The organism is Sphingobacterium sp. MAE (assembly GCF_056711605.1).
On record NZ_CM160044.1, the window covers coordinates 4,334,649 to 4,359,173 of the forward strand.

Consider the following 24,525-nt stretch of genomic DNA (forward strand, 5'->3'; position numbering starts at 1 on the left):
ATTTTGTAGTCGATAAGGTGTTAAATTTTTTAGAATGAAACCTTCATGAGCTTAAATCAGCTCATCAATAAACATGAATAACTGTTCATAAATGATCATGAACATTAAAAAATTACTCGAATGAAAAAAAGTTCCATTGTTCTAATCGCCATCATTGCTGTTGCTATTGCTATGATTCTTGTTATTTACACAGATTCAAGTACATATTCAACTTTTACTGAAGCGAAAGAGAAAAAGACAGAGCTCTATGTTGTAGGTGTACTTAATAAAGAAAAAGCGTTGCATTACGATCCAAAAACAAATGCCAATCACTTTTCATTTTACATGTATGACAACGATAGTACTGAATGCGTCGTGGTATTCAATGGTTCAAAACCACAAGATATCGAACGTTCAGAACAGATCGTGTTAACAGGAAAAATGGATGGCGATGTATTTCACGCATCAAAAATTTTGATGAAATGCCCTTCAAAATACAACCAAGATCAGGTTGAAGTTATCGAAACGAACGCAGTAGCTTTTAATAAATAATATTTCATAATCACCTCATAAATGGACGTAAACTACGTAGGCGAGAATCTATTGCCTGGAAAAATAGGTCAATTTTTCGTTATTCTCTCATTTGGAACAGCACTACTTTCTTTCATCAGTTATTATTTTGCGACCACTAATACGAATAAAGAGGACAAATCTTGGTTAAAGATCGCTAGGATCTCCTTTTGGATAAATGCCGTTTCAATTCTTGCAATTGGGTCGACATTATTTTACATCATATACAATCATTTATTTGAATATCATTATGCTTGGGCCCATAGTTCGAAAGCACTTCCAACGCATTATATCATTTCCAGTTTTTGGGAAGGTCAAGAAGGTAGTTTTTTGCTTTGGATGTTTTGGCAAAGTGTATTAGGATCAGTTCTACTGTTTAAAGCAAAGGATTGGGAAGGTCCCGTGATGACCTTTATCATGTTGTGTCAAGTATTCTTGGCTTCGATGATAGTAGGGGTTCAAATTTTTGGATTTCACTTCGGTAGTTCGCCTTTTATCTTATTACGAGAGGCTATTGAAGGCCCAATTTTCAGTCAAGCTGATTATCTTTCCTTAATTCCCGATGGTCGAGGCTTAAATCCATTATTACAAAATTATTGGATGGTGATCCACCCTCCTACACTATTCTTAGGGTTTGCTTCTATGGTCGTTCCTTTTGCATACGCAGCTGGAGCACTTTGGACCAAACGTTACAAAGAATGGATCACACCTGCATTGCCATGGGCGCTTTTTGCGGTTATGATTTTGGGAGTAGGTATTATTATGGGTTCTTTTTGGGCGTATGAAGCCCTTAACTTTGGTGGTTTTTGGGCTTGGGATCCAGTAGAAAATGCTTCTATTATTCCTTGGTTTACATTAATTGCTGCTGTCCATGTCATGATCGCATACAAAAACTCCGGTCATTCTTATTTCACTGCCACATTTTTAGCATTGGTGAGTTTTGTACTGGTTATCTATGCATCATATCTAACAAGAAGTGGTATTCTTGGAGAAACATCTGTTCACTCCTTTACAGATCTTGGTTTAAACGGACAGTTGATCGCATTTAATGCCACATTCTTTGTCATTATGGTTGTAGCCTTGGTTGTGCGAAAAAAACATATGCCCACAACACAAAAGGAGGAAGATATCTATTCTAGAGAATTTTGGTTGTTCATCGGCGCTTTAGTACTGACTGTAGCCTGTGTTCAAATGATTTCGTCCACATCAATCCCCGTCTTTAATGCTATTTTTGGAACCAAAGTGGCTCCTCCTTTAGATCCTATCCAACATTATAATAAATGGCAATCAGGTTTTGCTGTTATTATTATGATTTTAACATCTATTACTCAGTTTTTAAAATATAAAAAAACAGATCCTAGAAAATTTTTCGCATCTACTATTGCCTCCTTAATCGTTGCGGTTGTATTGACTGCTGTCGTTTCTTATATCACTAAAACATATACAAACCTCATTTTCATATTGATTACTTTCTCTTCTTTATTCTGTATTCTTGCTAATATCCGTGTATTAGCCGATGCTATAAAAGGGAAATGGAAATTAGCGGGTTCGTCTGTAGCACATATTGGCTTTGGACTGCTATTAATTGGAGCTATGGTAGCTGCTTCTACAAACGAAGTCATCTCCATCAATAACACCGGTTATATCGCGGTATCAGGGTTTGATAAAGTGGAGAAACCTGGAGATAACTTATTTTTAACAGAGGGAGAGCCTGTTCAAATGGGTGATTACCGTATTACCTATATCGGTGATAGTGTTGCTCAACCTAATGTATTTTATAAAATAAAATACGAAAAAATTGATGAAGAAAGTGGAAAAGTCGAAAGTTCATTTGTACTGATGCCATTTGCTCAAAATAATGAAAAAATGGGAGGATTGATTGGTACTCCAGCAACTAAACATTACTTTACTCATGATATTTACACCCTGATCACAGCTGCGGCTTCGGATCAGCAGGCAAAAAATGCGAATATTCCTGCCGAACAAAAAACGGGTTTTGAAGATTACGAAGAACCTGCAACTTATGAGGCTAACGTGGGCGATACACTCCGTTATAGAAATGGATTTTTCGTTATTGAAGGGGTGAATCGAAACGCACACTTAGAGAATATCCCAAAAGGAGATAAAGATGTGATCGTCGGGTTGAAAATTAAAGTGGTGGCTTCTGACAACAAAGAGTACCATGTAGAGCCTATATTTTTAATTAAAGACGGTACTTCTTACGATTTTAATAAGGATGTGAACGAACAAGGATTACGGTTCCGTTTTTCGAATATCTTGCCTAAAAAAGATAAGCTAGAAATTATGGTCTATCAAAAACCATTACCAGAGAAAAAATGGATTGTTTTCAAAGCAATTAAATTCCCATATATTAATTTCTTCTGGTGTGGGACAATCGTGATGTCAATCGGATTCTTCATGTCTATATTTAGAAGAAATAGTGAAGCAAAACGATTAGATAAAAAACAAAGCTAATGGATATTGTCATCTTAGGAAGTGGAAATGTAGCAACTCATTTTGCACAAAACTTTCATCATCAAGGTCACAAAATAAAACAAATATTCAGTCGACAAAAGGCCAATGCACAAGCATTGGCCTTTGCTGTAGATGCGAACAGCATAAGCGCGATCTCTGAAATGCAAAGAGATGCAGATTTATATGTGATAGCCATATCCGATCAAGCGATCAGTTCCTTGATCGTAGATTTTCCAACAGATGTATCAGGCATTGTTGTACACTGCTCTGGAGCAACTGAGATGGACGTATTACATCAGTTTAAACATTACGGAGTCATTTATCCACCTCAATCAATTTCTAAAAATGAAGATTCGGACTTCAGCCAGATTCCATTCTGTATTGAGGGGAATACACCGACAACACAGGACACTCTATTAACACTCATCCATACCATAGCGCCTAAATCTTTTGCATGTAGCACAAGTCAAAGATTAGCGATTCATGTGGCATCGGTATTTGCTAATAATTTTACGAATGCACTTTTCCAGATCAGCTATGAACTTTTGCAAAAGCATGATTTACCCTTTGATTTAGTACGACCGATTATTCTTGAAACAGCAAAAAAAGTACAAACAAAGATTCCAAAAGAGGTTCAAACCGGACCTGCTGTTAGAAATGACAAAATAACGATAAAAAAGCATTTAAATTTTATCAGAGAACAGGATGATTGGAAACAAATCTATCAACTATTATCACAAGAGATTGTGAAAAGAAAAAGCTAAATATCATTTCTTTACCAAGATTTTAAATCTTCTTCATACCTGCCAATAATTTTCGTTTACAACAAGTAACTTAGTACTTTTGCTTTGTCAAAATCGAACATTGGTTCAATATTTGAAAGTATAATAACATTAAAAAATGTATCACGCCAGTCCAACACATTTGATTGGTCAATGATCAAATTTTATTCAAGTAGAGTCTAAATATTATTTAAATTATGACCGTTAGAAAATTAATTCTTGGCACCATGACTGTAATCAATTTGATTATAATCTCCTTTGGTCTTATTTTTACACCACAGTGGTTTTGGTTATTAGTCATTCCAATGCCTCTTTTATTTGTAGCTATATATCATAGTTTCCAACATAAACATGCTATTTTACGCAATTATCCTTTAGTAGGATATTTCCGATATTTCTTTGAGTCTATTCGTCCAGAATTACGTCAATATTTTTGGGAATCTGACACCGATGGCCGTCCCTTTAACAGACGTCAACGTTCAATAGTCTACCAACGTGCAAAAAATCAAAGAGAGACTGTTGCTTTCGGTATGCAAACCGATCCTCAAACTGTAGGAAATGAATGGGCTGCACACTCTGTCTTTCCTTGTCATATTGAAAATCATGATTTACGGACTGTAGTAGGAAATGAATCATGTAAACATCCCTATAACTTAAGCGTCTTTAATATTTCTGCAATGAGTTATGGTGCATTGAGTAAAACAGCCATTACAGCTTTAAACAAAGGTGCTCAACTACAAAATTTCGCACACAATACGGGTGAAGGTGGTATAAGTGAATATCATAACAGTGGTGGTGACTTGATCTGGCAAGTGGGTACAGGTTATTTTGGATGTAGAACCCATGATGGTAAATTTGATCCTGAACTTTTTAGAGAAAAAACAGCTCGTCCAAATATCAAAATGATCGAGTTGAAAATCTCCCAAGGAGCAAAACCTGGCCACGGAGGTATCCTACCTGCAGCTAAAAATACTCCTGAGGTTGCGGCGATACGTCACGTCATTCCGGGGACAGATGTGATGTCTCCACCGGCACATAGTGCATTTTCAAATCCTATTGAAATGATGGAGTTCATTTATAAAATGAAGGAATTAAGTGATTTCAAACCTGTAGGATTCAAAATGTGTATCGGTGACAAACAAGAGTTTATCGAAATCTGCCGTGCTATGCAAACGACACAGATCTTCCCTGATTTCATTGCTATTGATGGCTCTGAAGGTGGGACCGGAGCTGCACCACTTGAATTTACAGATAATCTAGGTATGCCGTTATATGATGCATTAGCATTTGTAACAAAAACTCTTATTGCATTTGGCTTAAAGAAACATATCAAACTACTAGTATCCAGTAGAATCGTGACCGGTTTCGATTTATTAAAAGTCATTGCGCTTGGAGCAGACGCTTGTTATAGTGCAAGAGGTATGATGTTTGCATTAGGCTGTATTCAAGCTTTAAAATGTAACGAAGATACTTGTCCTGTTGGTGTTGCAACACAACAGCCACATCTATACAAAGGATTAGATGTGAATGACAAATATGTGCGTGTTGCACAATTTCACCGCAATACTTTACGTGCAACAGTAGAAATTATGGAAGCTTGTGGTTTCAAAACTTTATCTGATGTCAGTGCCGACAAGTTTTTTAGAAAAGTTGATGCGGTCAATACGTTAAGTTTTCAAGACATCTACTTTGGTAGAGAAGGACGCCTGATCGAAAGTCATACCGATTTTGAAGCAAAAATGTTTTAAATAAAACAGCAAGAGGGAATAAAAACAGCAGGGGTATTATCATAAAACCCCTGCTGTTTTTATTTCCTCAAATTACAAATAACTTGCTGTAAGGTAACTTGTGCAATACTAATAGTCTCAGCACATACACCTTCAAGCGCCTCAGCAATGGTCTTATTGGCTTGTTGCATGCCAACATCTTTTAGTTTGCGTGCTGACTTTGTCAAATAAATCAAATTGGATCTACGATCCTCCTTGTCGTTAACACGGATTACTAGATTTAATTTTTCCAAATTATTAATAAGCCTAGTGATGCTCGGTTTATCTCGGAAAGTTCGTGTGGCTAACTCTTGCTGCGTAAGTCCCTCCTCTTGCCATAAATTGTACAAAATACTCCATTGCTCAGCCGTAATATTGATTCCCACATCTTTTAAATTACGCTGCATTCTACGTGATATGGCAGTAGTCGCTTTTCCCGTTAGAAAATCATAGAATTCTATCTTTCCAATTAAATCTTCATTAAGCATAATAATTAAAGTCTTTTTAGGTTATACTATATCGTACTTTTTAACCAACTGTTACTTATTTCAAAAAAAATTAATGAACTAGAACGCGTTAGTCAAATAGGTTTATATTTATAAATATAAAGTTTTACACGGTATAACAAAAATTAAATTGTTTTTTTTATTATCTTCATGCTATGGAAAAGTTGGTACCCCTATTAATTGCATTAGCAATCTTTGGTTTTAAGTCATATCAAAACTATATGAAAGAACAAGAGGCTGCCCTAAAAAGAAAAAAAGGTATTGCCCCTGATCCTGCGAAAACGAAACAGCAGCCTGCTACGTATAAATCTATTCCGCAAAAAACACCAGCAGTTTCTCCAGCACCATTTTATTCTGAAAAAATTAAAGAAACAAATGAAATCCAACGATTTAAGAAAGAAAGAGAAGAGCATCGTTTGGCAGTAAGCAAAAAAGCTAAAGCGTCAGGCTCTGAACAAAAAGAAAAAACTATCGCGGAAGATTTTGATCTTAGAAAAGCAGTTATTATGTCTGTAATATTGGATAGACCATACAAATAACAACTATTAATCTATATTGAAGCTATCTGCATCTTGCAGAAATGGGAATGATTTTCTGGCTTCTTGAAGATCTCGAGGTTGAATCGTAAATGTATATAAATCCTCATCTTCAGGTTTATAATATACCACATCCCCCAATGGAGAAATACACATTGAGCCTCCAGAGTAATAGATGTCATTGCCATCATGTCCCACGCGATTCACACCAATAACAAATGCTTGGTTTTCAATAGCACGCGCCGGGATCAATGTACGCCAATGAGCCGAACGTTTATCTGGCCAATTGGCAGTATACACCAATAAATCATAAGCTCCACCTACATTTCTAGACCAAACTGGGAAACGGATATCATAACAAATCATAGGACAAATATTCCATCCCTTGATATTAACGACAATACGTTCACGCCCTGCTGTAAAGTATTGGTCCTCTCTTGCCATTGCAAACAAATGACGTTTATCGTACTTTACATACGTACCGTCGGGAGACATCCATACAAAACGATTGAAATATTTTCCATTCTCCACAATGATCAAAGAACCTGCAACAACACAGTTTAAAGTCTGAGACATATGGAACATCCATTGCATCGTCTTACCATCAGATGTCTCAGCACACTTCTCAACATTGTTGGTAAACCCCGTATTAAACATCTCTGGTAGGATAATGAGATCCGTTTTTTCTCTCAAATTTGAAAGTTTAAGCGCAAGATTACTCAAGTTTTTTTCTATATTTTCCCAAAAAATATAAGCTTGAAAGATTGTTACTTTTAACGGTTCCATTTTTAGTTGTTTCGTATATTATGATGAACTAAGTCTACAAATTAAGAATTTTTTTACCAAATAAAGATAAAATAGACAAATAATAGCGCTTTCTACTGTTCTCTGATGAGGAGTTGATTTGATAATGTTATTAACGCATTCTTTCTATCATTTGGTATATCGATCGCAGATAATCTTTCAAATGCAAGTTGTGTATAAGATTCTTTCAATTGATCTGCAAGTGATTTTATGCTATATTTTTGATATAATGTCAGCATGTCCTTCAATTTCTCTGGATTATCTGCCCAGGTAGAGTTTAATAAGTTTTGTAAGGAGTTTCGATCTTCTTCTTTTATGATTTCCAATAATTTGACCAATAGATAGGTTTTTTTATTGATCAAAATATCGCCACCTACTTGCTTACCAAAAGTTTCTGGATCTCCATAAGCATCTAAAACATCATCTTGAAGTTGAAAAGCAATACCGATATATTCACCAAATTCATAGATCAATTTTTGATCATGAAGACTTGCATCAGCTAAAATTGCACCCATTTGCAATGCTCCTCCTAATAATACAGAGGTTTTCAATCTGATCATTTCAATGTACTCTTCCATGCTGATTGCATCAGCATGTTCATAATCCATATCAATTTGTTGTCCTTCGCAGACCTGCATCGCAACACGATTGAAGGTTTTTAATAGATCTGCAATATAAATTGGGTCGCAATTTGCCAATTCATCATACGCTTTCACTAACAGCCCATCTCCTGAAAGAATGGCTACACTTAAATTCCATTTTTCGTGCACGGTCTGTTTGCCCCTACGTAGCGGTGCCTGATCCATGACATCATCATGTATAAGTGAAAAATTATGGAAGTACTCGATCGATTTTGCAGCAGGTAAGGCATCTGTAATTTCTCGTATACCAAACATTTCAGCAGCCAATAAGGTTAAAGTGGGCCTAATACGTTTACCTCCTAAACTCAAAAAATAACGAATTGGATCGTAAAGATTAGCGGGCTGATTCGGAAATTGACTGTTTTGAATCGAGTCAACGATTAATTGTTGTAAATGCTGCATATTATCTAATCATCATCTCCTTAAGATATGCGAAGATAAGAATTAAAAAAAGAAAGTTTTGAGTTCACTACGATGAAAAGAGTTTAATTATCTAAGTTTGTAAAAAAGCAAGTATTCATGCGCATTTTAATCATCCATACTTTTTATCAAAGCCCTGGTGGTGAAGATACCGTTTTTCAACAGGAGCAAGAATTGCTAGCTGTGGATCATGAGGTGTTATCGCTCACTTTTCAAAATAAAAAGGGATGGAAAGGTGCTTTACAAACAATTTTTTCTTTTTGGAATATAGCTGCTTTATATCGTGTAAAAAGAACTTTAGCCGAATTCAATCCTGACTTAGTTCACATCCACAACACCCACTATGCCAGCGGGCCGCTTATTATCAGAACAATTTATAAATTGGGGGTTCCATTGGTGATGACCCTACACAATTTTCGTCTACTTTGTCCCTCTGCTATTCTTTATCACAACAATCAACTCTTCCTTTCGAGTTTGAGTCAAAATTTTCCATGGACGGCTATCAAAAATAAAGTCATGGACAACTCAGCCATCAAAACATTTATTTTGGCTGCAAACTATTGGTTTCATAGAAAAATAGGAACATGGAATAGGGTCGATCGCTATATCACTTTATCGGGTTTTGCAAAAAATATATTCGTTAATTCAACTTTGCCGGTGGAGGCACAGAAATTTGTTGTTAAACCCAATTTCACTTTTCCTATTGAAAGTTCCATATCGCCCACAGAAGATTATTTTATATATATTGGTAGACTGACTGAAGAAAAAGGAATTTTAAACTTATTGGAGGTTTTCTCAAAAACTGATATCAAAATACTGATCATTGGAGATGGTATCTTGAAACAAGAGGTCATCGAAGCTGCTCAAAAAAATACCAATATCCATTATTTAGGCTTTAAATCTCGTGCTGAAATAATACCATTGGTTGAAAAAGCGGAAGCATTAATCGTTCCATCTTTGTGGTTTGAAGGTATGCCTATGACCATACTCGAAGCATTCTCAGTCGGAACTCCAGTTATAGGTAGTGATATCGGAGCATTGAGTGAGTTGATAATCCCCAATAAGACGGGTTTATTATTTAATCCACAAGATGTGGATAATATGTTGATAACTTTGCAGCAATGGAAAGATTATAGTCAACAAGAAAAATTTAACATTAGACAAACAACAAAAGCATTCTATTTTAGTAATTTTACTCCTGAGGAGAATAAAAATAAATTGCTATCTATTTACAAGGAGGCAATTCAAGCTAACACTAAACGATCGTCAACATGAGTATTATAATTTTAGATAAGTTAAATATTGCACCTGCTATTCAAGAAGCGTTAGAAACGGTATATGATCCCGAGCTGAAGCCAGCAAATATTGTTGACCTAGGTTTGGTATATGAAATCATAACGAAAGAAAATGGTATTGCAAAGATAGTGATGACTTTAACCGCACCTGGTTGTCCAGTTGCTGGTCAAATCATGGACGAAGTGCAGCAAAAAGTTGCTGCGGTACCAGGAGTAACGGAAGCTCTTGTAGAATTGACATTCGATCCACCTTGGACAAAAGATATGATGAGCGAAGAAGCAAAATTAGAATTGGGCTTCTTGTAAAAAAAAGCGAATCCAATGGATTCGCTTTTTTTTATGGTGTTTGACCAGATTCCAAATCACTTAATCTTTTAATTGCCTTAGGCTTAATTTCATCTTTGCCAAATAATTTTGTCCAGATATTCCGAGATTCTTTTGTCAATAATGGTGATACGATGGAAAGTATCAATACGTATACAACAACAAATGACTGTATAACGGGCAATAAACTTCCCGCCTTTCCAATATTAGCCATAATGATCGAAAACTCTCCCCGTGCGGATAATGTAAATCCAATATCAAACGAAGTTTTATTTTTCATCCCTGAAAATTTGGCTGCAAAATAACCTGATGCCAGGTTGCCACAGATCGTAACAGCTGCTGCTATAGAAGCCCATAGTACGGCACCTCCAAGCGAAAGCATATCTATTGATAAACCAAAGCTAAAGAAAAACATCGCTCCAAAGAAATCTTTGTAAGGCAAAACCATAGCTTCAATCTTCTTGATATACTGGGAATCCGCTAAAACCAATCCAGCCATCAAGGCACCGATTGCTTCTGCAACATGTATAGTTTCGGAAAAACCAGCCGTAATAAATAGCAATGCAAAAATAACAAGGACAAATAATTCGGACGACTTAACCTGTAATAATTTGTCGATCGCAGGAACCAGCTTCCTTCCTAAAATTAAAAATGTCAAGATAAATCCTAATGCCAATAATGAAGTACCAGCTACAGTCCAAAACGAGCTGCTTCCTGTTAAAATCAATCCCGAAAGGAATGAGATATGCATAGCGATAAACAAATCATCAAACATAATCATCCCCATAATTACCTCTGTTTCAGGATTAGCGGTTCGCTTCAAATCGGTTAATACCTTGGCAACAATAGCTGTTGAAGAACTTGTCATAATTCCACACAGTACCATCATCTCTTTGAAGGGAAGATCCATCATCCACCCGATCAGTAAACCCGATATAAAATTGAGCAGTACATAAACAGTACCTCCTGTGACAATTGATTTTCCAGATTTAATTAAACGACCTACAGAAAACTCAAGACCTAAATAAAAGAGAAGAAATAAAACGCCAAGGCGTCCCATAAAATCTATAAAGGGTTTACTCTCGGTAAATGTAAGATCAATAGTACCAATCTGGGGAGCATGTTGGCCCAACACCATACCTATCAATATAAAAAATGGAATAACAGAAAACTTTAGCTTGTTGGCTATCAAGCCTACAAAAGCAACAAGACCAACGGCAATTCCGATTTCTAAAATAAGTGTGTGTGATGGCATATAAATATATTTTGTTTTGAGTATGTTACACTAATATTTCCTTTAATAACTTAATATTATTCTTCTTCCCTGCGATAACTAAGGTTGTACCTGGACTAATCATATAATCAGGACCTGGATTAATAACGGTATTTTCACCTAGTATCCCCGCAATAATGGATGCCCCTGTTCGCTGACGTACTTCTAGCTCACCAATTGTTTTGTTAGCACCCTCAAATTTGCCTTCCACTTTATACCATTCAATTCTCAAGTCGTCTAATGCAACTTCAATGGTCTCCAAAGCTTTTGGTTTATAAGATAATCCACCGATAATACCTGCGACCTGTCTAGATTCTTCGTCGCTTAAAGTCATCACACAACGAGATTCACTTTCTTCCTCGTCATAACGATATAATTCTCTTCGACCATCGTCATGTATAACCACGACCATATTGTCTCCAGCTTCAGTTTCAATTTGATATTTTTTCCCAATACCAATAAGATCCGACTCTCTTACAACAGACATATTTTTTTGCTTTATTATAAAACTAATTTTTATTTTATTCGCTGAAAGAAAAAGTTATGATCAAACAGCTTCATACAAACTTAGCTAAAAATTCAATCATATCAGCATTTTACCACCTGTTTAGCTGCTAATCATCGGCAAAATGAAACTATAAAACAGCCAGATAAACAAAAAAACTGTTTTATGTTTATAGTAAAATTTTTGTGTTACTTTAGATCTACAATGGTATAACGATCATCTTTTTGTCGTTCAGGTATACCAATTGCCACGGTCTTGGAATGATAAAATAAATAAATCCAACCCTGTGGAGCACCTTCTTTCCAATATTCTTTACGCAACTCCTTTGACAGCCGTCCATCAAAATCGTACTTGGCATTATAATTTTGAAAAATCTCTTGTGGTTCTGGCAAAACGTCACCACCGAAAAAATAGTGCTTACTACCTGTTTCAATATGAAAAGTTTGATGGTATTGTGTATGACCACCACTTAAATTATAGCGTATTTCGTCGTTAACAATCCCATCTCCTTCCACTAACTGCAAATTACCGCTGCGTTGCACTACATCAAAAATTTCTGTTCGATAAGAATTATTAATTCCCGAATAGGCATCTTCCCATTCACCACGCTGTACTATATATTCTGCTTCTGGAAATGCAATACGGCCTACTCCTTCCTCAAAACTGACCATTCCGCCAGCATGATCTTTGTGCAGATGTGACATCAGCACATATTTCACATCCTTCGTTTCATATCCAAGTTTTTTAATGTTTTGATGAAGGAATAGTTCACCGTCAGGATTTGTTTGTCCTAATCCGGTATCACATAAAACAAGTCCGTCATTGGTTTCAATGAGAAAAGGGTGAACATGGATAAACATGGAGGAAGGACGATCTATGGCACGATGAATAGTCGGATCAAAAGGAATAAATTTTTTCGAAGCATCGACCGAAAATGAGCCTTCGAATAAGGAATGTGCTAGTGCCATCTTTAATTTATTGGAAACTTGCGTGTTATATACCACACCATGATTAGCCTATTGTATTATTAGGTTAGTCAATAGACAAAACGTATATTTACACATAATTACGATGCAAAGATATGCAAAAAAGGTGGGTACTAAAATCTAAAAGTGAAGTCAAAAAAGTTAATCAATTAAGCAATGAACTTGGTATTAATCCAGTATTAGCAGAATTATTAGTCAGTAGAAATATTGAGACTTTTGATGCTTCTAAACATTTTTTTCGACCGTCTTTAGACCAGCTCCACAACCCATTCTTGATGCAAGATATGGAAAAAGCCATTGCACGAATTACTACTGCAATAGGCCAAAATGAAAAGATCTTAATTTATGGCGATTATGATGTGGATGGTACTACAGCTGTAGCTGTGGTGTACAGTTTTTTCAGGGAATTTCACTCGCGTATCGAATTCTATATTCCAGATCGCTATGCTGAGGGTTATGGTATTTCTACACAAGGCATTGATTACGCTGCCGAAAATGGCTTTTCTTTAATTATTGCATTGGATTGTGGTATAAAAGCAAACGATAAGGTTGAATATGCAAATTCAAAAAATATCGATTTTATTATAGGAGATCATCATCTACCTGGTGATGAACTTCCTCCTGCATTTGCGGTATTGGATCCGAAAAGAAAAGATTGCAATTATCCCTACAAAGAATTATCAGGCTGTGGAATAGGCTTTAAACTGATTCAAGCTTTCATCATGAAAAATGATATGTCCTTGGATATCTGTTATCAATATCTGGATTTAGTAGCCGTGAGCATCGCTTCTGATATTGTACCGATCACAGGTGAAAATCGTATTCTGACACATTTTGGATTGATCAAATTAAATACGAATCCGTGCTGTGGATTACAGGCTTTGGTTGATCTTTCCACCAATAAAACAAAGACATTTACTGTCAATGATATTGTCTTCCAGATTGGGCCCCGAATCAATGCTTCTGGAAGAATAGATCATGCAAAAGACGCTGTAAAATTATTGATCTCAAAATCATTGCAAGAAGCGAAGGATTTTAGTATCAATATTGATGATCAAAATAATGTACGTAAGGATTTCGATCTCAGAATAACGGAAGAAGCATTGGCCATTATCGATGACAATGATTCGCTTAAAACTCGAAAATCAACGGTATTATATAAATCAGACTGGCATAAAGGTGTCATTGGGATCGTTGCTTCCAGACTTACAGAAAGATATTACAGACCGACCATTATTCTGACAGAAACCAATGGGCACATTGCTGGCTCATGTCGATCGGTGATCGGCTTTGACTTATATGAGGCTTTAAGTGAATGTAGTGATTTATTGGATCAATTTGGAGGCCATAAATATGCCGCAGGGCTGACCATGCAAATTGAAAACATTAAATTATTTCAAGATCGTTTTGAACAAGTGGTGACTCGACTTATCAAACCTGAAATGTTAACACAAGAAATATTGATCGATACAAAACTCCATCTTCAGGATATCGATGCCAAATTTCACCGTATATTAAGTCAGTTCGAACCCTTCGGACCACAAAATGAAAGTCCCATTTTTTTAAGTCAAAAAGTAAGTCTTATTGGATCGGCCTATCTGGTAGGATCCAATCATTTAAAAATGACTGTTAAACAAGAGCATTCGCCTTCGTTTGATTGTATCGGGTTTGGACTTTCTGAACATATTGAAACCATTAATAGTGGCAAACCATTTGATATGTGCTACAGCATAGAAGAAAATGTATGGCGGGGTAAAAAGAATTTACAATTAAATTTAAAAGGAATTCGATATTAAAATATATTTTTAATAATCAGATTGTTATCTTGAGTTAAAATACGACATAAAATGATACTAAGAGCTGAACATCTCATCAAAAAATACAAACAACGTACTGTTGTGAACGATGTTTCTTTCCAAGTAGAGCAAGGCGAAATTGTAGGTCTTTTAGGACCTAATGGAGCAGGAAAGACCACCTCGTTTTATATGATTGTTGGATTGATAAAGCCCAATGAAGGTCATGTATATTTAGATGATCAGGAAATCACGCAGGATGCCATGTACCAACGTGCTCAAAAAGGAATTGGTTATCTTGCCCAAGAAGCTTCTATCTTTAGAAAGCTGTCTGTAGAACACAACATCCTCTCTGTATTGGAAATACACTACCCCAATAAAAAAGAGCGTTTGGAAAAACTGGAAGAACTACTAGCCGAATTTAGTCTTAATCGGGTTCGTAAAAATAGAGGTGATTTATTATCTGGAGGCGAAAGACGTCGTACAGAAATAGCCCGAGCTCTAGCAGCCAATCCTTCTTTCATCCTGTTGGATGAGCCATTTGCGGGTGTGGATCCAATTGCGGTAGAAGAGATTCAAACGATTGTAGCGAAACTCAAAACACGCAATATCGGAATCCTCATCACTGACCATAATGTTCAAGAAACATTGTCCATTACTGACAGAGCTTATTTACTAACAGAAGGAAAAATTATGTTGACAGGTACTCCCGAGGAAATTGCTAGCAATGAAATGGCGCGTAAATTTTATCTGGGACAACATTTCGAACTCCGTCGCAAAAAGTTAAATACTTAAACTTACTCCACTTGATATGGCAATATTAGATTCACTATTAACTTGGTTCATGAAGAAGCGGATTCATCAGATTGAATTGTTCATGAAATATCCACATGATGTACAAGAAGAATGGTTTCAAAGTTTAATATCATCAGCAGAAGCAACAGAGTGGGGCAAAAAATATGATTATAATAGTATTTTAACTCCAGAAGAATTTAAAAACAGAGTTCCTATACAAGATTACAATTCGTTAAAACCTTATATTGATCGTATGATCAAAGGGGAGCAAAATATATTGTGGCCTTCAGATATCAAGTGGTTTGCTAAATCTTCGGGAACAACATCCGACCGGAGTAAATTTATCCCGGTAAGTGAAGAGTGCCTAACTGAATGTCACTTCCAAGGTGGCAAAGATATGTTGACAATTTACTTCAACAATAAGCCAGAGAGCCAAATTTTCAGCGGTAAATCTGTTGTACTCGGAGGTAGTTCACAAATTAATAGTTTTAGTTCAGATTCATATTATGGCGATCTATCTTCCATATTATTAAGAAATCTCCCTTTTTGGGCTGAGTTCAAAAGAACGCCCAATTTAGAAGTAACTTTGCTTCCTGACTTTGAGGAAAAAATAGAAAAGGTTGCGAATATTACCATTCATGAAAATGTCACTAATCTAGCAGGAGTTCCGACTTGGAATATTGTACTGGCAAAGAAAATATTGGAAATTACAGGAAAGAATAATTTACTGGAGGTATGGCCTAACTTAGAATTTTATACGCATGGAGGTGTAAGTTTTAAACCCTATCGTGAACAATTTAAAAAATTGATTCCTTCCGATAAAATGTATTATTTAGAGAATTACAATGCTTCTGAGGGATACTTTGCCTTACAGGACATGTCCGATTCTGAAGAATTACTATTAATGCTTGACTATGGTATCTATTACGAATTTTTACCTATTGAAAATCTATACGACGAAAATCCGCAAACATTAGGCTTGCATGAAGTAGAATTAAATAAAAACTATGCTTTGATTATTTCGACCAACGCTGGTTTATGGCGATATATGATCGGAGATACCATTAAATTTGTCACCCTATCTCCATATCGTATTCAGATAACAGGACGTACAAAGCAATTTATCAATACCTTTGGAGAGGAACTTATCGTAGACAATGCTGAGGATGCTATAAAGAAGGCGAGTGAAATAACCCATGCTATTGTGAAAGATTATACCGCTGGTCCGATTTACTTCAAGGAAGGTGAAGCTGGAGCTCATGAATGGATTATAGAATTTGAACAACAACCTGATAATTTTGAAACCTTCTGCAAAATATTGGATGAAACGCTCCGAGAGATTAATTCTGATTATGATGCGAAACGTTATAAAAACATGGCACTACAATTTCCCGTGATTCATAATGCCCCTAATTATACATTCTTTGAATGGATGAAATCAAAAGGAAAACTTGGTGGTCAAAATAAAGTTCCGAGGTTATCCAATAACCGTGATTACTTAGAGCCCCTATTAGCGATAATAAAAAAATAGGAGAAATTTTAGATTTCTCCTATTCATTTGTTGAGTACTTGTCTCTACTGAAAAATTAGGAAGTACTTACGGTTTGATAGCTGTTTTATAAAGGAAAACAAAAAAACCTAAAATAAAATTTAGTGAAAATCCATTTTTTTCCACAGCTGTCTTTTGATCAAACTCTAATTCATCCTCTTCCAATGCATTTCTTTTACTGTTTAATTCTTGCATGGCTTTAATCATTTAGTTTGTTGTTATTAATTAATATCTGTTTAAAAAGTGTGAGCTAACTTAAAGTCTACTGTCTTGGACAGTTAACCATTGTGATTGCGTTAAACCAAATAACATGCCACATTATGATTTCTATGTGAATTCATATAAATTTAATATGGAAGAAATTTTAAATTAAGAAATTGCTATAAAACGATGACAAAAAAGTGATTTGCCTTTCATCCCTAATAAGTTAGTGTCCATAAAAAAAAACGCGAATCCTAAAAAAGAGACAATTTTATCTTATTATAATAAAATATATTGTAATAGAACAAAATAGCTTAAACTGTGTATTTATCCTTCAAATTCATAGTTTTTTTCCTACTTTAGCATACGTAATTTAAATACAATGAGCGCGACAGAAAATTATTCAATTCGCGTAGAGCCCACAAAAGAATCGAGACTCTCGCAAGTAGATTTTAACAATCTAAAATTTGGAAAAATATTATCCGACCACATGTTGGTCGCAAACTATCAAGATGGAGCATGGACAGATGTTAGTATTGTGCCTTATGGCGATATTAATATAAGTCCTTCGATGTCAGCATTACATTATGGTCAAGCTATTTTTGAAGGTATCAAAGCGTACAAATTTCAAGATGGTACCATCAGTATTTTCCGTCCTGACAAAAATTGGGAAAGATTTAACAAGTCTGCAGCACGTTTAGAAATGCCTGAAGTACCCGAAGAAATCTTTTTAGGTGGATTAAAGAAACTACTATCGACTGATAGTAATTGGGTACCTAATGCACCTGGCACCTCTTTATATATTCGTCCTTTTATGTTCGCAACAGAGGCGGCATTGGGCGTACACCCCTCTAATTCATACAAATTTATCATCATTACTAGTCCAGTAGGTGCTTATTATAGTAATCCTTTAAAATTAAAGGTAGAAACACACTATACCCGTGCAGCTGAAGGTGGTGTAGGATTTTCAAAAAATGCAGGTAACTATGCATTATCTCTATATCCAACTCGCTTAGCGAATGATGAAGGTTTTGACCAATTGATGTGGACAGATGCTTCGGAACATCAGTACATCGAGGAAGCTGGTACAGCCAACCTCATCTTCCGTATCGGCGATAGTATCATTACACCGCATGGTGATACGATATTGCATGGAGTGACACGCCGTACTATTATGGAACTCGCAGATAAGTGGGGTTATAAAACAGAACAACGCAGAGTGTCCGTAAAAGAGCTTATCGATGGTATTAAAGCAGGTATTGTGACAGATGCATTTGCAGCTGGAACTGCCGCGACATTAACACCAATTGCTACGATCGGATATGAAGGTGAATTATTTCAATTGCCGCCAGTTGAAGGTCGCGATTTTTCTAAAAAAGTATTAACTTATTTAGATGATCTTCGTTATGGCAGAATTACAGATGAATTTGGTTGGAATATGATTGTAGAATAGAAAATTATTAGATCTAAAAAAAAAGCGCTACGTTCATACTCTTAACATAGCGCTTTTTTTTATCTATATTTCTTTATCAACAGAGTTATTAACATAATGTGGATAACTCTGTTGATAAATGCAAAAATTAGGATTGAATATAGTCTATAATCTGATTTTTATCTTGCGGATCAAACCAAGTGGTATCTTTATTCTTCTTGAACCAAGTAATTTGTCTCTTCGCATATCTTCTCGAGTTCTGTTTTATTTTGTCAACAGCTTCCTCCCAAGAAATAGTTCCATCTAAAAAAGCAAATATTTCAGCATATCCGACAGTCATTAACGCTGGCTTATGCTGATAAGGAATCAATGATTTCACCTCTTCCAATAATCCTTCTTGTAACATTAAATCGACCCGTTTATTGATACGTTCATATAAAGCAACTCGATCCATATTTAGTCCAATAGTCACGATATGAAAGGGACGCTCCGATTTTGTATGATTTAAAAAATTAGAAAACGGTAATCCTGTAGTCTCAAACACTTCCAGAGCACGAATCACACGTTGGACATTTGAAAGATCAACTTGAGTATAATAGATCGGATCTACTTCTTTTAAATACTCTTGCAATGGTACTATACCAGCAGTTTCAAATCTTTTATTTAATTGTTCACGAACTTCCGGCAAAGCTTTCGGTAAATTGTCAAGACCTTCGCATACTGCTTGCACAAATAAACCCGATCCACCGACCATAATGACAATGTCCTTTTTTTCAAACAAGGAAGTAATTTTATCAAGGGCATCTCTTTCAAAATCACCCGCAGAATAATCTGCTTCAATCGTATGAGAGTTAATAAAATGATGGGGGGCTTGACCTAATTCAAATGGCGTTGGTTTAGCTGTCCCAATATTCATTTCTCGATAGAACTGTCTTGAATCTGCCGATATAATTTCAGTATCAAAATGCTGGGCAAGCTGAATCGCCATAGCGGTCTTACCTACCGCTGTAGGACCTACTATTGAGATTAACGTTTTTTTATGCTTTTGCTTACTATCCAACATTAATATTCGTCAAACGAGCCGCCACTCTCTTTTTCAGATTTATCTTCTTCCTCTTCATCATCTCCGTCAAACAAGTCAAATTCTTCGTCGTCATCCACACCATATTGTGTTTCATCAACCAAAACTTCTTCCTCCTCATCATCATCTAGCGGATCTGCGACTGGAAAATTGGCTGCTCCTAAAGATTTAGGAGCTGCTCCTACAGTTTTAAATACTACTGGATAAGTTTTACCTTCCTCTTCTTTCAAAATCTTAATCAATTCCACATGAAATTCATAAGGGTGATCAAAATTATAGATGTAATAAAACTTTTGATGAGGATCATCGATAAACTTACTTAAACGAATATTCTCCATTAATAAAACACCCTCTGATACTTTACGGGCAGTTGGTAAAAAAGCAATTTCAGTTCCTTTTTTCCATTGGTCATTACTGACATAAAAGGAAGATGTACGTTCAGCTTCATAAGCAGTTGTCTTATGGATAGCCTCATGTAATTCTAAAAAAGTTTGTTTTGAAAGCATATCGATTTCTCTATACACATCCTCATAATCTTCAAAAGTGATTCTGAATCTATAAATAGCCATTTTTAATATTCGTTTTGTTTGTTAACAAGATGAGTTTCAATACAAATTGAAACAATTAAAATTACTTTTTTTATTTAACAGTTGTATTCAAATCCCATGCCTTTCTAATAGTCAAGCCTAATTCTTCAGCTCTATTGACCATAAAATGATAAGCATCCATTTTGGCATTAGGTATTTCCCCTTCCAAAATTGCTTCTCTAATGGCATTTTTTATTTTTCCAACTTCACGGCCAGGACCTATTCCAAAGACTTCCATAATATCTTCTCCAGAAATCGGGGGCTGCCAATTTCTAATTTGATCGCGCTCTTCCACATCTTTAAGCTTCTGCTTGACCAATTCAAAATTCTGACGATATTTCTTCTTTTTATATTCGTTTTTTGTTGTTACATCTGCATGGCATAATTGCATCAACGCATCGATATCATCACCTGCCTCGAACAACAAACGACGTACTGCCGAATCAGTAACAATATCTTGAGCCAGTACGATCGGTCGTAGGTGTAACAATACGAGCTTTTGTACAAACTTCATTTTTTCATTCAATGGCAGTTTCAGCTCAGCAAATAACTTAGGAACCATTCTTGCTCCTTTGTCCTCATGCCCATGGAATGTCCATCCTAGTTTCTTGTCAAATCTCTTTGTAGCAGGCTTTGCTATATCGTGCATGATAGCTGCCCATCTTAACCAAAGATCATCTGTTGTTTCGCACACATTATCCAAAACTTCTAACGTATGGTAAAAATTATCTTTATGTCCCTTACCATCAATAATCTCTACACCATATAAATTTTGCATAGCAGGAAAAACCAATGGTAACAAACCTGTATCAAATAAATATTTAAAACCTATAGAAGGTTTTTTCGATAAAATAATTTTATTGATTTCATCAATAATCCGCTCTTTAGAAATAATACGTATCCGTTCTTTCGTATCAGTAATTGCCCGAACGGCATCCAGATCTATTTTAAAATTCAATTGTGTAGCAAAACGAATTGCACGCAACATGCGTAAAGGATCGTCCGAAAAAGTGACAATAGGATCAAGTGGTGTACGAATAGTCCGCAATTCAATATCTCCTACTCCATTGAATGGATCTAACAATTGTCCATAATTTTCTTTATTCAATGAATAAGCCATGGCATTAATTGTAAAGTCACGACGATTTTGATCATCTTCCAAAGTGCCATCTTCAACAATAGGTTTTCTCGAATTGCTGCGATAAGATTCTTTACGGGCACCGACAAATTCGACATTCAATCCTTCAAAAACCAGCATTGCTGTTCCAAAACTTTTATAAACAGCGACTTTCGTTTTTAAAAGATTCCCGAGAGCAGTAGCAAATTCAATTCCACTTCCGATAACAACAATATCCACATCATTATTAAACTGCCGTTGCATGATTCGATCACGCACATAACCGCCAATAACGTAGCATTCCGTGCTCGTTTTTTCGGCTAACTCTTTAATGATTGGGAAAATAGGATGTTGTAAATTATCACTCATAGCATGAATCTAGGTCCTTAAAAAACCACTAGGATGCAAAAGTAAGGAATTTATTATAAAATAGGCATTAGTCTTATGATATAAGCACACAAGACTAATGATATTATTAGCGATTTGCTAGTCACGATCTCGAGAGAGCTTGCGAAAAGCTAATGGGTTTTGGGTAAGCTCAGCTTGCTCACGACGACGGCCAACAATATGGACGGCCTGAAATATCGCTTCCATAAATGATTCATGTGCAGCAATATTTTTTCCTGCAATATCATAACCTGTTCCATGATCGGGAGAAGTCCGCACAATGGGCAAACCAGCAGTGAAATTAACGCCATTACGTTTTGCTATATGCTTAAAGGGAATCAATCCCTGATCATGATACATCGCTAATACAGCATCAAATTTTTCATATGCATGATTAGCAAAAAAACCATCTGCAGGATAAGGTCCAAAACAAAGCATTCCTTTCTCTCGCGCCTTTTCCAAAGTTGGTCTAATGATCGTATCATCTTCCGTACCGATCACACCATTATCTCCTGCATGAGGATTGAGCCCCAATACAGCAATTTTTGGTTTTTGAATCCAAAAGTCCTTTTTTAGACTATCATTCATTAACACCAATTTATTCATGATTGCTTCCTCTGTAATATGCTCGGCAACATCTTTCACCGGAATATGACCTGTCACAACACCAACGCGAAGCTCATCGCAAATCATAAACATCAACACATCATTAGCATTTGTCTTCTCTTGCAAATATTCTGTATGTCCAGGAAAATGAAAGCCTTCCTGTTGAATATTGTGTTTGTTTATAGGAGCTGTCACAACCGCATCTATCTTTCCAGCATTCAGGTCTTCAATAGCTTTTTCTAACGAAATAAAGGCATATTTGCCCCCAATTTCATTTTCTTCCCCTAAGGTAATCTTAACATCCTCTTGCCAGCAGTTAATCATGTTAGCACGTTTAGGATTTGCCTGTTCAGGATCATTGATGACATTAAAACTAAAATCATTGACGCCTAATGCCTTTCTATGAAAAGACGCAACTTTTGTATTACCATAAACAATTGGAGTGAAAAATTCTAATACACGATTGTCCAACAATGATTTAATAATCACTTCCAATCCGATACCATTAATATCGCCTACTGTAATACCTATTTTTAATTTGTCAGCCATAGTAAAAAATGAAATTATTGACTCAAAAGTAATTAAAATTATACGAAATAGTCAAGGTTTGATCGAAATATCAAATTCGTTTAAAAAGCATATGCTGTAAACCATAACGACCATTTTTAAATCTACCACTGTCCTGATAATCTATTTGGCGATATAATTGATACGCATGATGATTTTCAATATTCACCGTCAGCACAATCTCATCAATATCCTCAATTAGACTCTTAACAAAGGAATCTAATAATAACAATGCCTGTCTTGCGATTCCTTTCCCTTGAAAACTAGGATTTAAAGATAATCCTCTCAATAATATCGAATTTGGATTACCCGTAAAGAGCAGGTGATCCACAGTACGATCTAATAGGAAAAAACCAACAGGATTTTCGTGATATAATATAGTAATGGGATATTTATTCTTGATTTTTTGAACTTCGTCAATTACAATATATTGATATACAGTTTTTGTGAAGTGGCGCTGCTTTTCATCTAACACATAGGACAATTGTTCATAATGCGCGTCTTCATAGTTAACTAAAGAAACGGATAATAAATTTTCTATCATTGGGTTTATCATATTACATTCCTACTAGACAAGTTACTGCTTTTTCCATAATAAAATAATGACGTTGTAAGAGCAGAACGAACTTTCGAGCTCAAAGCAATTAAATCGTTAACTTTATTTTTTATTATATGACTTAATTAAAATTGTGAATAAAACAAATTTATCTAAGTTTGTAGCAAATACGAGCATAATATGAGTACAGTAAGAGCCAAGAAACATTTAGGGCAACACTTTTTGAATGATAAAAATGCAGCACAAAAAATAGTTGATGCTTTAAATCCTACGTTAGGATTTACACAAGTACTAGAGGTTGGTCCTGGAATGGGTGTTCTTTCCGATTTCCTACTGCAAAATACGGCATATGAAACATGGATGATTGATGTGGATGATGAGTCTATCGAATTTTTAGCAGACAAATATCCTCAGTTAGAACACCGATTGATTCATGGTGATTTTCTGACGCTGGATTTTGCAAAGCATTTTGATGAAAAAATAGCTATTATCGGTAATTTCCCCTATAATATATCATCTCAGATCTTATTTAAAATATTGGACGAACGCAATCGTGTGGTTCAAATGACGGGTATGTTTCAAAAAGAGGTTGCTGAAAGGTGTACGGCAAAAGCTGGTAGTAAGGAATATGGAATTTTGAGTGTTTTCTTACAAGCATACTATCATGTTGAATATCTTTTTACAGTTAAAGCAGGTGCATTTAATCCCCCACCAAAAGTGCTTTCTGGGGTGATTAGAATGACTAGAAATGAGCGTCAGGAATTAGATTGTGATGAAAAGTTATTCTGGAGAGTGGTAAAATCAGCTTTTAATCAAAGAAGAAAAACATTACGAAATTCATTGTCGGCGGTAGTTACAAAAGATAAAATGTCTGACAATCCATTGTACGAGCTACGTGCAGAAAGACTGACTGTCAATGACTTTATAGTCCTGACTAATGAAATTGCCAGCGAACTGTAAGTTAATATCTTGTTTTTTAACCTGATTTGATT

24 protein-coding genes are annotated in these 24,525 nt (G+C 35.7%); 12 read left to right on the forward strand and 12 right to left on the reverse strand.

The genetic code is table 11. The annotated features are described in order from the left end of the window. Positions 1 to 120: 120 nt before the first annotated feature. The 4 genes from AC06G9_RS18655 to AC06G9_RS18670 all read left to right on the forward strand — a co-directional run bounded on the left by AC06G9_RS18655 (position 121) and on the right by AC06G9_RS18670 (position 5,554). Positions 121 to 531 carry a cytochrome c maturation protein CcmE domain-containing protein gene (locus AC06G9_RS18655; RefSeq protein ID WP_045753311.1) on the forward strand — a complete coding sequence of 137 codons (411 nt, stop codon included), beginning with the start codon at positions 121 to 123 and terminating at the stop codon, positions 529 to 531. A gap of 21 nt (positions 532 to 552) precedes the next feature. Next, a complete protein-coding gene (locus AC06G9_RS18660) occupies positions 553 to 3,024 on the forward strand; it encodes a heme lyase CcmF/NrfE family subunit (RefSeq protein WP_248755646.1) in 2,472 nt (823 codons plus the stop codon). Next, positions 3,024 to 3,788, forward strand: coding sequence for a Rossmann-like and DUF2520 domain-containing protein (locus AC06G9_RS18665; RefSeq protein WP_480956909.1), 765 nt, complete (start codon positions 3,024 to 3,026; stop codon positions 3,786 to 3,788). The genes AC06G9_RS18660 and AC06G9_RS18665 overlap by 1 nt, the downstream gene beginning before the upstream one ends. 215 nt (positions 3,789 to 4,003) lie before the next feature. Beyond that, entirely contained in the window at positions 4,004 to 5,554 is a 1,551-nt protein-coding gene (locus tag AC06G9_RS18670; RefSeq protein WP_045753308.1) for an FMN-binding glutamate synthase family protein, read from the forward strand. 59 nt (positions 5,555 to 5,613) lie between these two features. Here AC06G9_RS18670 and AC06G9_RS18675 read toward each other — a convergent pair whose 3' ends face one another. Continuing rightward, the gene (locus AC06G9_RS18675) at positions 5,614 to 6,060 is read right to left on the reverse strand and encodes a MarR family winged helix-turn-helix transcriptional regulator (protein WP_045753307.1); all 447 of its coding nucleotides are present in this window, start codon (positions 6,058 to 6,060) and stop codon (positions 5,614 to 5,616) included. A 173-nt stretch (positions 6,061 to 6,233) separates the two neighbouring features. On the opposite strand from AC06G9_RS18675, the gene AC06G9_RS18680 reads away from it, so the two are divergent. After that, positions 6,234 to 6,617 carry a hypothetical protein gene (locus tag AC06G9_RS18680; protein ID WP_480956910.1) on the forward strand — a complete coding sequence of 128 codons (384 nt, stop codon included), beginning with the start codon at positions 6,234 to 6,236 and terminating at the stop codon, positions 6,615 to 6,617. A gap of 6 nt (positions 6,618 to 6,623) precedes the next feature. Here AC06G9_RS18680 and AC06G9_RS18685 read toward each other — a convergent pair whose 3' ends face one another. Then, positions 6,624 to 7,400 (reverse strand): amidohydrolase, encoded by a 777-nt coding sequence (locus tag AC06G9_RS18685; protein WP_293923667.1) that lies wholly within the window; start codon positions 7,398 to 7,400, stop codon positions 6,624 to 6,626. Between the two features lie 92 nt (positions 7,401 to 7,492). Continuing rightward, positions 7,493 to 8,461: a polyprenyl synthetase family protein gene (locus AC06G9_RS18690; RefSeq protein ID WP_480956911.1), complete on the reverse strand. Its 969-nt coding sequence runs from the start codon at positions 8,459 to 8,461 to the stop codon at positions 7,493 to 7,495. 117 nt (positions 8,462 to 8,578) lie between these two features. Between AC06G9_RS18690 and AC06G9_RS18695 the strand changes: the two genes are divergently transcribed. Both AC06G9_RS18695 and AC06G9_RS18700 read left to right on the forward strand, forming a co-directional pair. Further along, complete coding sequence (locus AC06G9_RS18695) at positions 8,579 to 9,754, forward strand: glycosyltransferase (protein ID WP_480956912.1); 1,176 nt, start codon at positions 8,579 to 8,581, stop codon at positions 9,752 to 9,754. After that, positions 9,751 to 10,080, forward strand: a complete 330-nt coding sequence (locus AC06G9_RS18700) for a metal-sulfur cluster assembly factor (RefSeq protein WP_045753302.1) — start codon at positions 9,751 to 9,753, stop codon at positions 10,078 to 10,080. The genes AC06G9_RS18695 and AC06G9_RS18700 overlap by 4 nt, the downstream gene beginning before the upstream one ends. 31 nt (positions 10,081 to 10,111) lie before the next feature. Here AC06G9_RS18700 and AC06G9_RS18705 read toward each other — a convergent pair whose 3' ends face one another. The 3 genes from AC06G9_RS18705 to AC06G9_RS18715 form a co-directional block, all read right to left on the reverse strand. Then, positions 10,112 to 11,353, reverse strand: coding sequence for a cation:proton antiporter (locus AC06G9_RS18705; protein ID WP_045753301.1), 1,242 nt, complete (start codon positions 11,351 to 11,353; stop codon positions 10,112 to 10,114). A gap of 25 nt (positions 11,354 to 11,378) precedes the next feature. Next, positions 11,379 to 11,858, reverse strand: a complete 480-nt coding sequence (locus tag AC06G9_RS18710; RefSeq protein WP_045753300.1) for a cation:proton antiporter regulatory subunit — start codon at positions 11,856 to 11,858, stop codon at positions 11,379 to 11,381. 206 nt (positions 11,859 to 12,064) lie between these two features. Beyond that, positions 12,065 to 12,844, reverse strand: coding sequence for an MBL fold metallo-hydrolase (locus AC06G9_RS18715; RefSeq protein WP_480956913.1), 780 nt, complete (start codon positions 12,842 to 12,844; stop codon positions 12,065 to 12,067). Positions 12,845 to 12,957: 113 nt separating this feature from the next. Between AC06G9_RS18715 and recJ the strand changes: the two genes are divergently transcribed. Genes recJ through AC06G9_RS18730 form a run of 3 tightly spaced genes read left to right on the forward strand, consistent with a single transcriptional unit; the run spans position 12,958 to position 16,981 of the window. After that, positions 12,958 to 14,658: a single-stranded-DNA-specific exonuclease RecJ gene (gene recJ, locus AC06G9_RS18720; RefSeq protein WP_045753298.1), complete on the forward strand. Its 1,701-nt coding sequence runs from the start codon at positions 12,958 to 12,960 to the stop codon at positions 14,656 to 14,658. A 51-nt stretch (positions 14,659 to 14,709) separates the two neighbouring features. Beyond that, positions 14,710 to 15,450 (forward strand): LPS export ABC transporter ATP-binding protein, encoded by a 741-nt coding sequence (gene lptB / locus AC06G9_RS18725; protein ID WP_045753297.1) that lies wholly within the window; start codon positions 14,710 to 14,712, stop codon positions 15,448 to 15,450. A 16-nt stretch (positions 15,451 to 15,466) separates the two neighbouring features. Continuing rightward, entirely contained in the window at positions 15,467 to 16,981 is a 1,515-nt protein-coding gene (locus tag AC06G9_RS18730; protein WP_094773284.1) for a GH3 auxin-responsive promoter family protein, read from the forward strand. A gap of 66 nt (positions 16,982 to 17,047) precedes the next feature. Here AC06G9_RS18730 and AC06G9_RS18735 read toward each other — a convergent pair whose 3' ends face one another. Further along, positions 17,048 to 17,194: a hypothetical protein gene (locus AC06G9_RS18735; RefSeq protein WP_248755639.1), complete on the reverse strand. Its 147-nt coding sequence runs from the start codon at positions 17,192 to 17,194 to the stop codon at positions 17,048 to 17,050. Positions 17,195 to 17,582: 388 nt separating this feature from the next. Here AC06G9_RS18735 and AC06G9_RS18740 point away from each other — a divergent pair, with 388 nt between their 5' ends. Continuing rightward, complete coding sequence (locus AC06G9_RS18740) at positions 17,583 to 18,653, forward strand: branched-chain amino acid aminotransferase (RefSeq protein WP_248755638.1); 1,071 nt, start codon at positions 17,583 to 17,585, stop codon at positions 18,651 to 18,653. Positions 18,654 to 18,780: 127 nt separating this feature from the next. On the opposite strand, the gene miaA is transcribed toward AC06G9_RS18740, so the two are convergent. The 5 genes from miaA to AC06G9_RS18765 form a co-directional block, all read right to left on the reverse strand. Next, a complete protein-coding gene (gene miaA, locus AC06G9_RS18745; RefSeq protein WP_480956914.1) occupies positions 18,781 to 19,695 on the reverse strand; it encodes a tRNA (adenosine(37)-N6)-dimethylallyltransferase MiaA in 915 nt (304 codons plus the stop codon). Continuing rightward, entirely contained in the window at positions 19,695 to 20,282 is a 588-nt protein-coding gene (locus AC06G9_RS18750) for an IS1096 element passenger TnpR family protein (RefSeq protein WP_045752488.1), read from the reverse strand. Before AC06G9_RS18750 ends, miaA begins: the two co-directional genes overlap by 1 nt. A gap of 70 nt (positions 20,283 to 20,352) precedes the next feature. Beyond that, positions 20,353 to 21,786 (reverse strand): CCA tRNA nucleotidyltransferase, encoded by a 1,434-nt coding sequence (locus AC06G9_RS18755; RefSeq protein ID WP_346568160.1) that lies wholly within the window; start codon positions 21,784 to 21,786, stop codon positions 20,353 to 20,355. Positions 21,787 to 21,903: 117 nt separating this feature from the next. Further along, complete coding sequence (gene pdxA / locus AC06G9_RS18760) at positions 21,904 to 22,959, reverse strand: 4-hydroxythreonine-4-phosphate dehydrogenase PdxA (RefSeq protein ID WP_346568162.1); 1,056 nt, start codon at positions 22,957 to 22,959, stop codon at positions 21,904 to 21,906. Positions 22,960 to 23,029: 70 nt separating this feature from the next. After that, positions 23,030 to 23,521: a GNAT family N-acetyltransferase gene (locus AC06G9_RS18765; RefSeq protein ID WP_248755634.1), complete on the reverse strand. Its 492-nt coding sequence runs from the start codon at positions 23,519 to 23,521 to the stop codon at positions 23,030 to 23,032. A 192-nt stretch (positions 23,522 to 23,713) separates the two neighbouring features. On the opposite strand from AC06G9_RS18765, the gene rsmA reads away from it, so the two are divergent. Next, complete coding sequence (gene rsmA, locus AC06G9_RS18770) at positions 23,714 to 24,493, forward strand: 16S rRNA (adenine(1518)-N(6)/adenine(1519)-N(6))-dimethyltransferase RsmA (RefSeq protein ID WP_248755633.1); 780 nt, start codon at positions 23,714 to 23,716, stop codon at positions 24,491 to 24,493. Positions 24,494 to 24,525 lie beyond the last annotated feature (32 nt).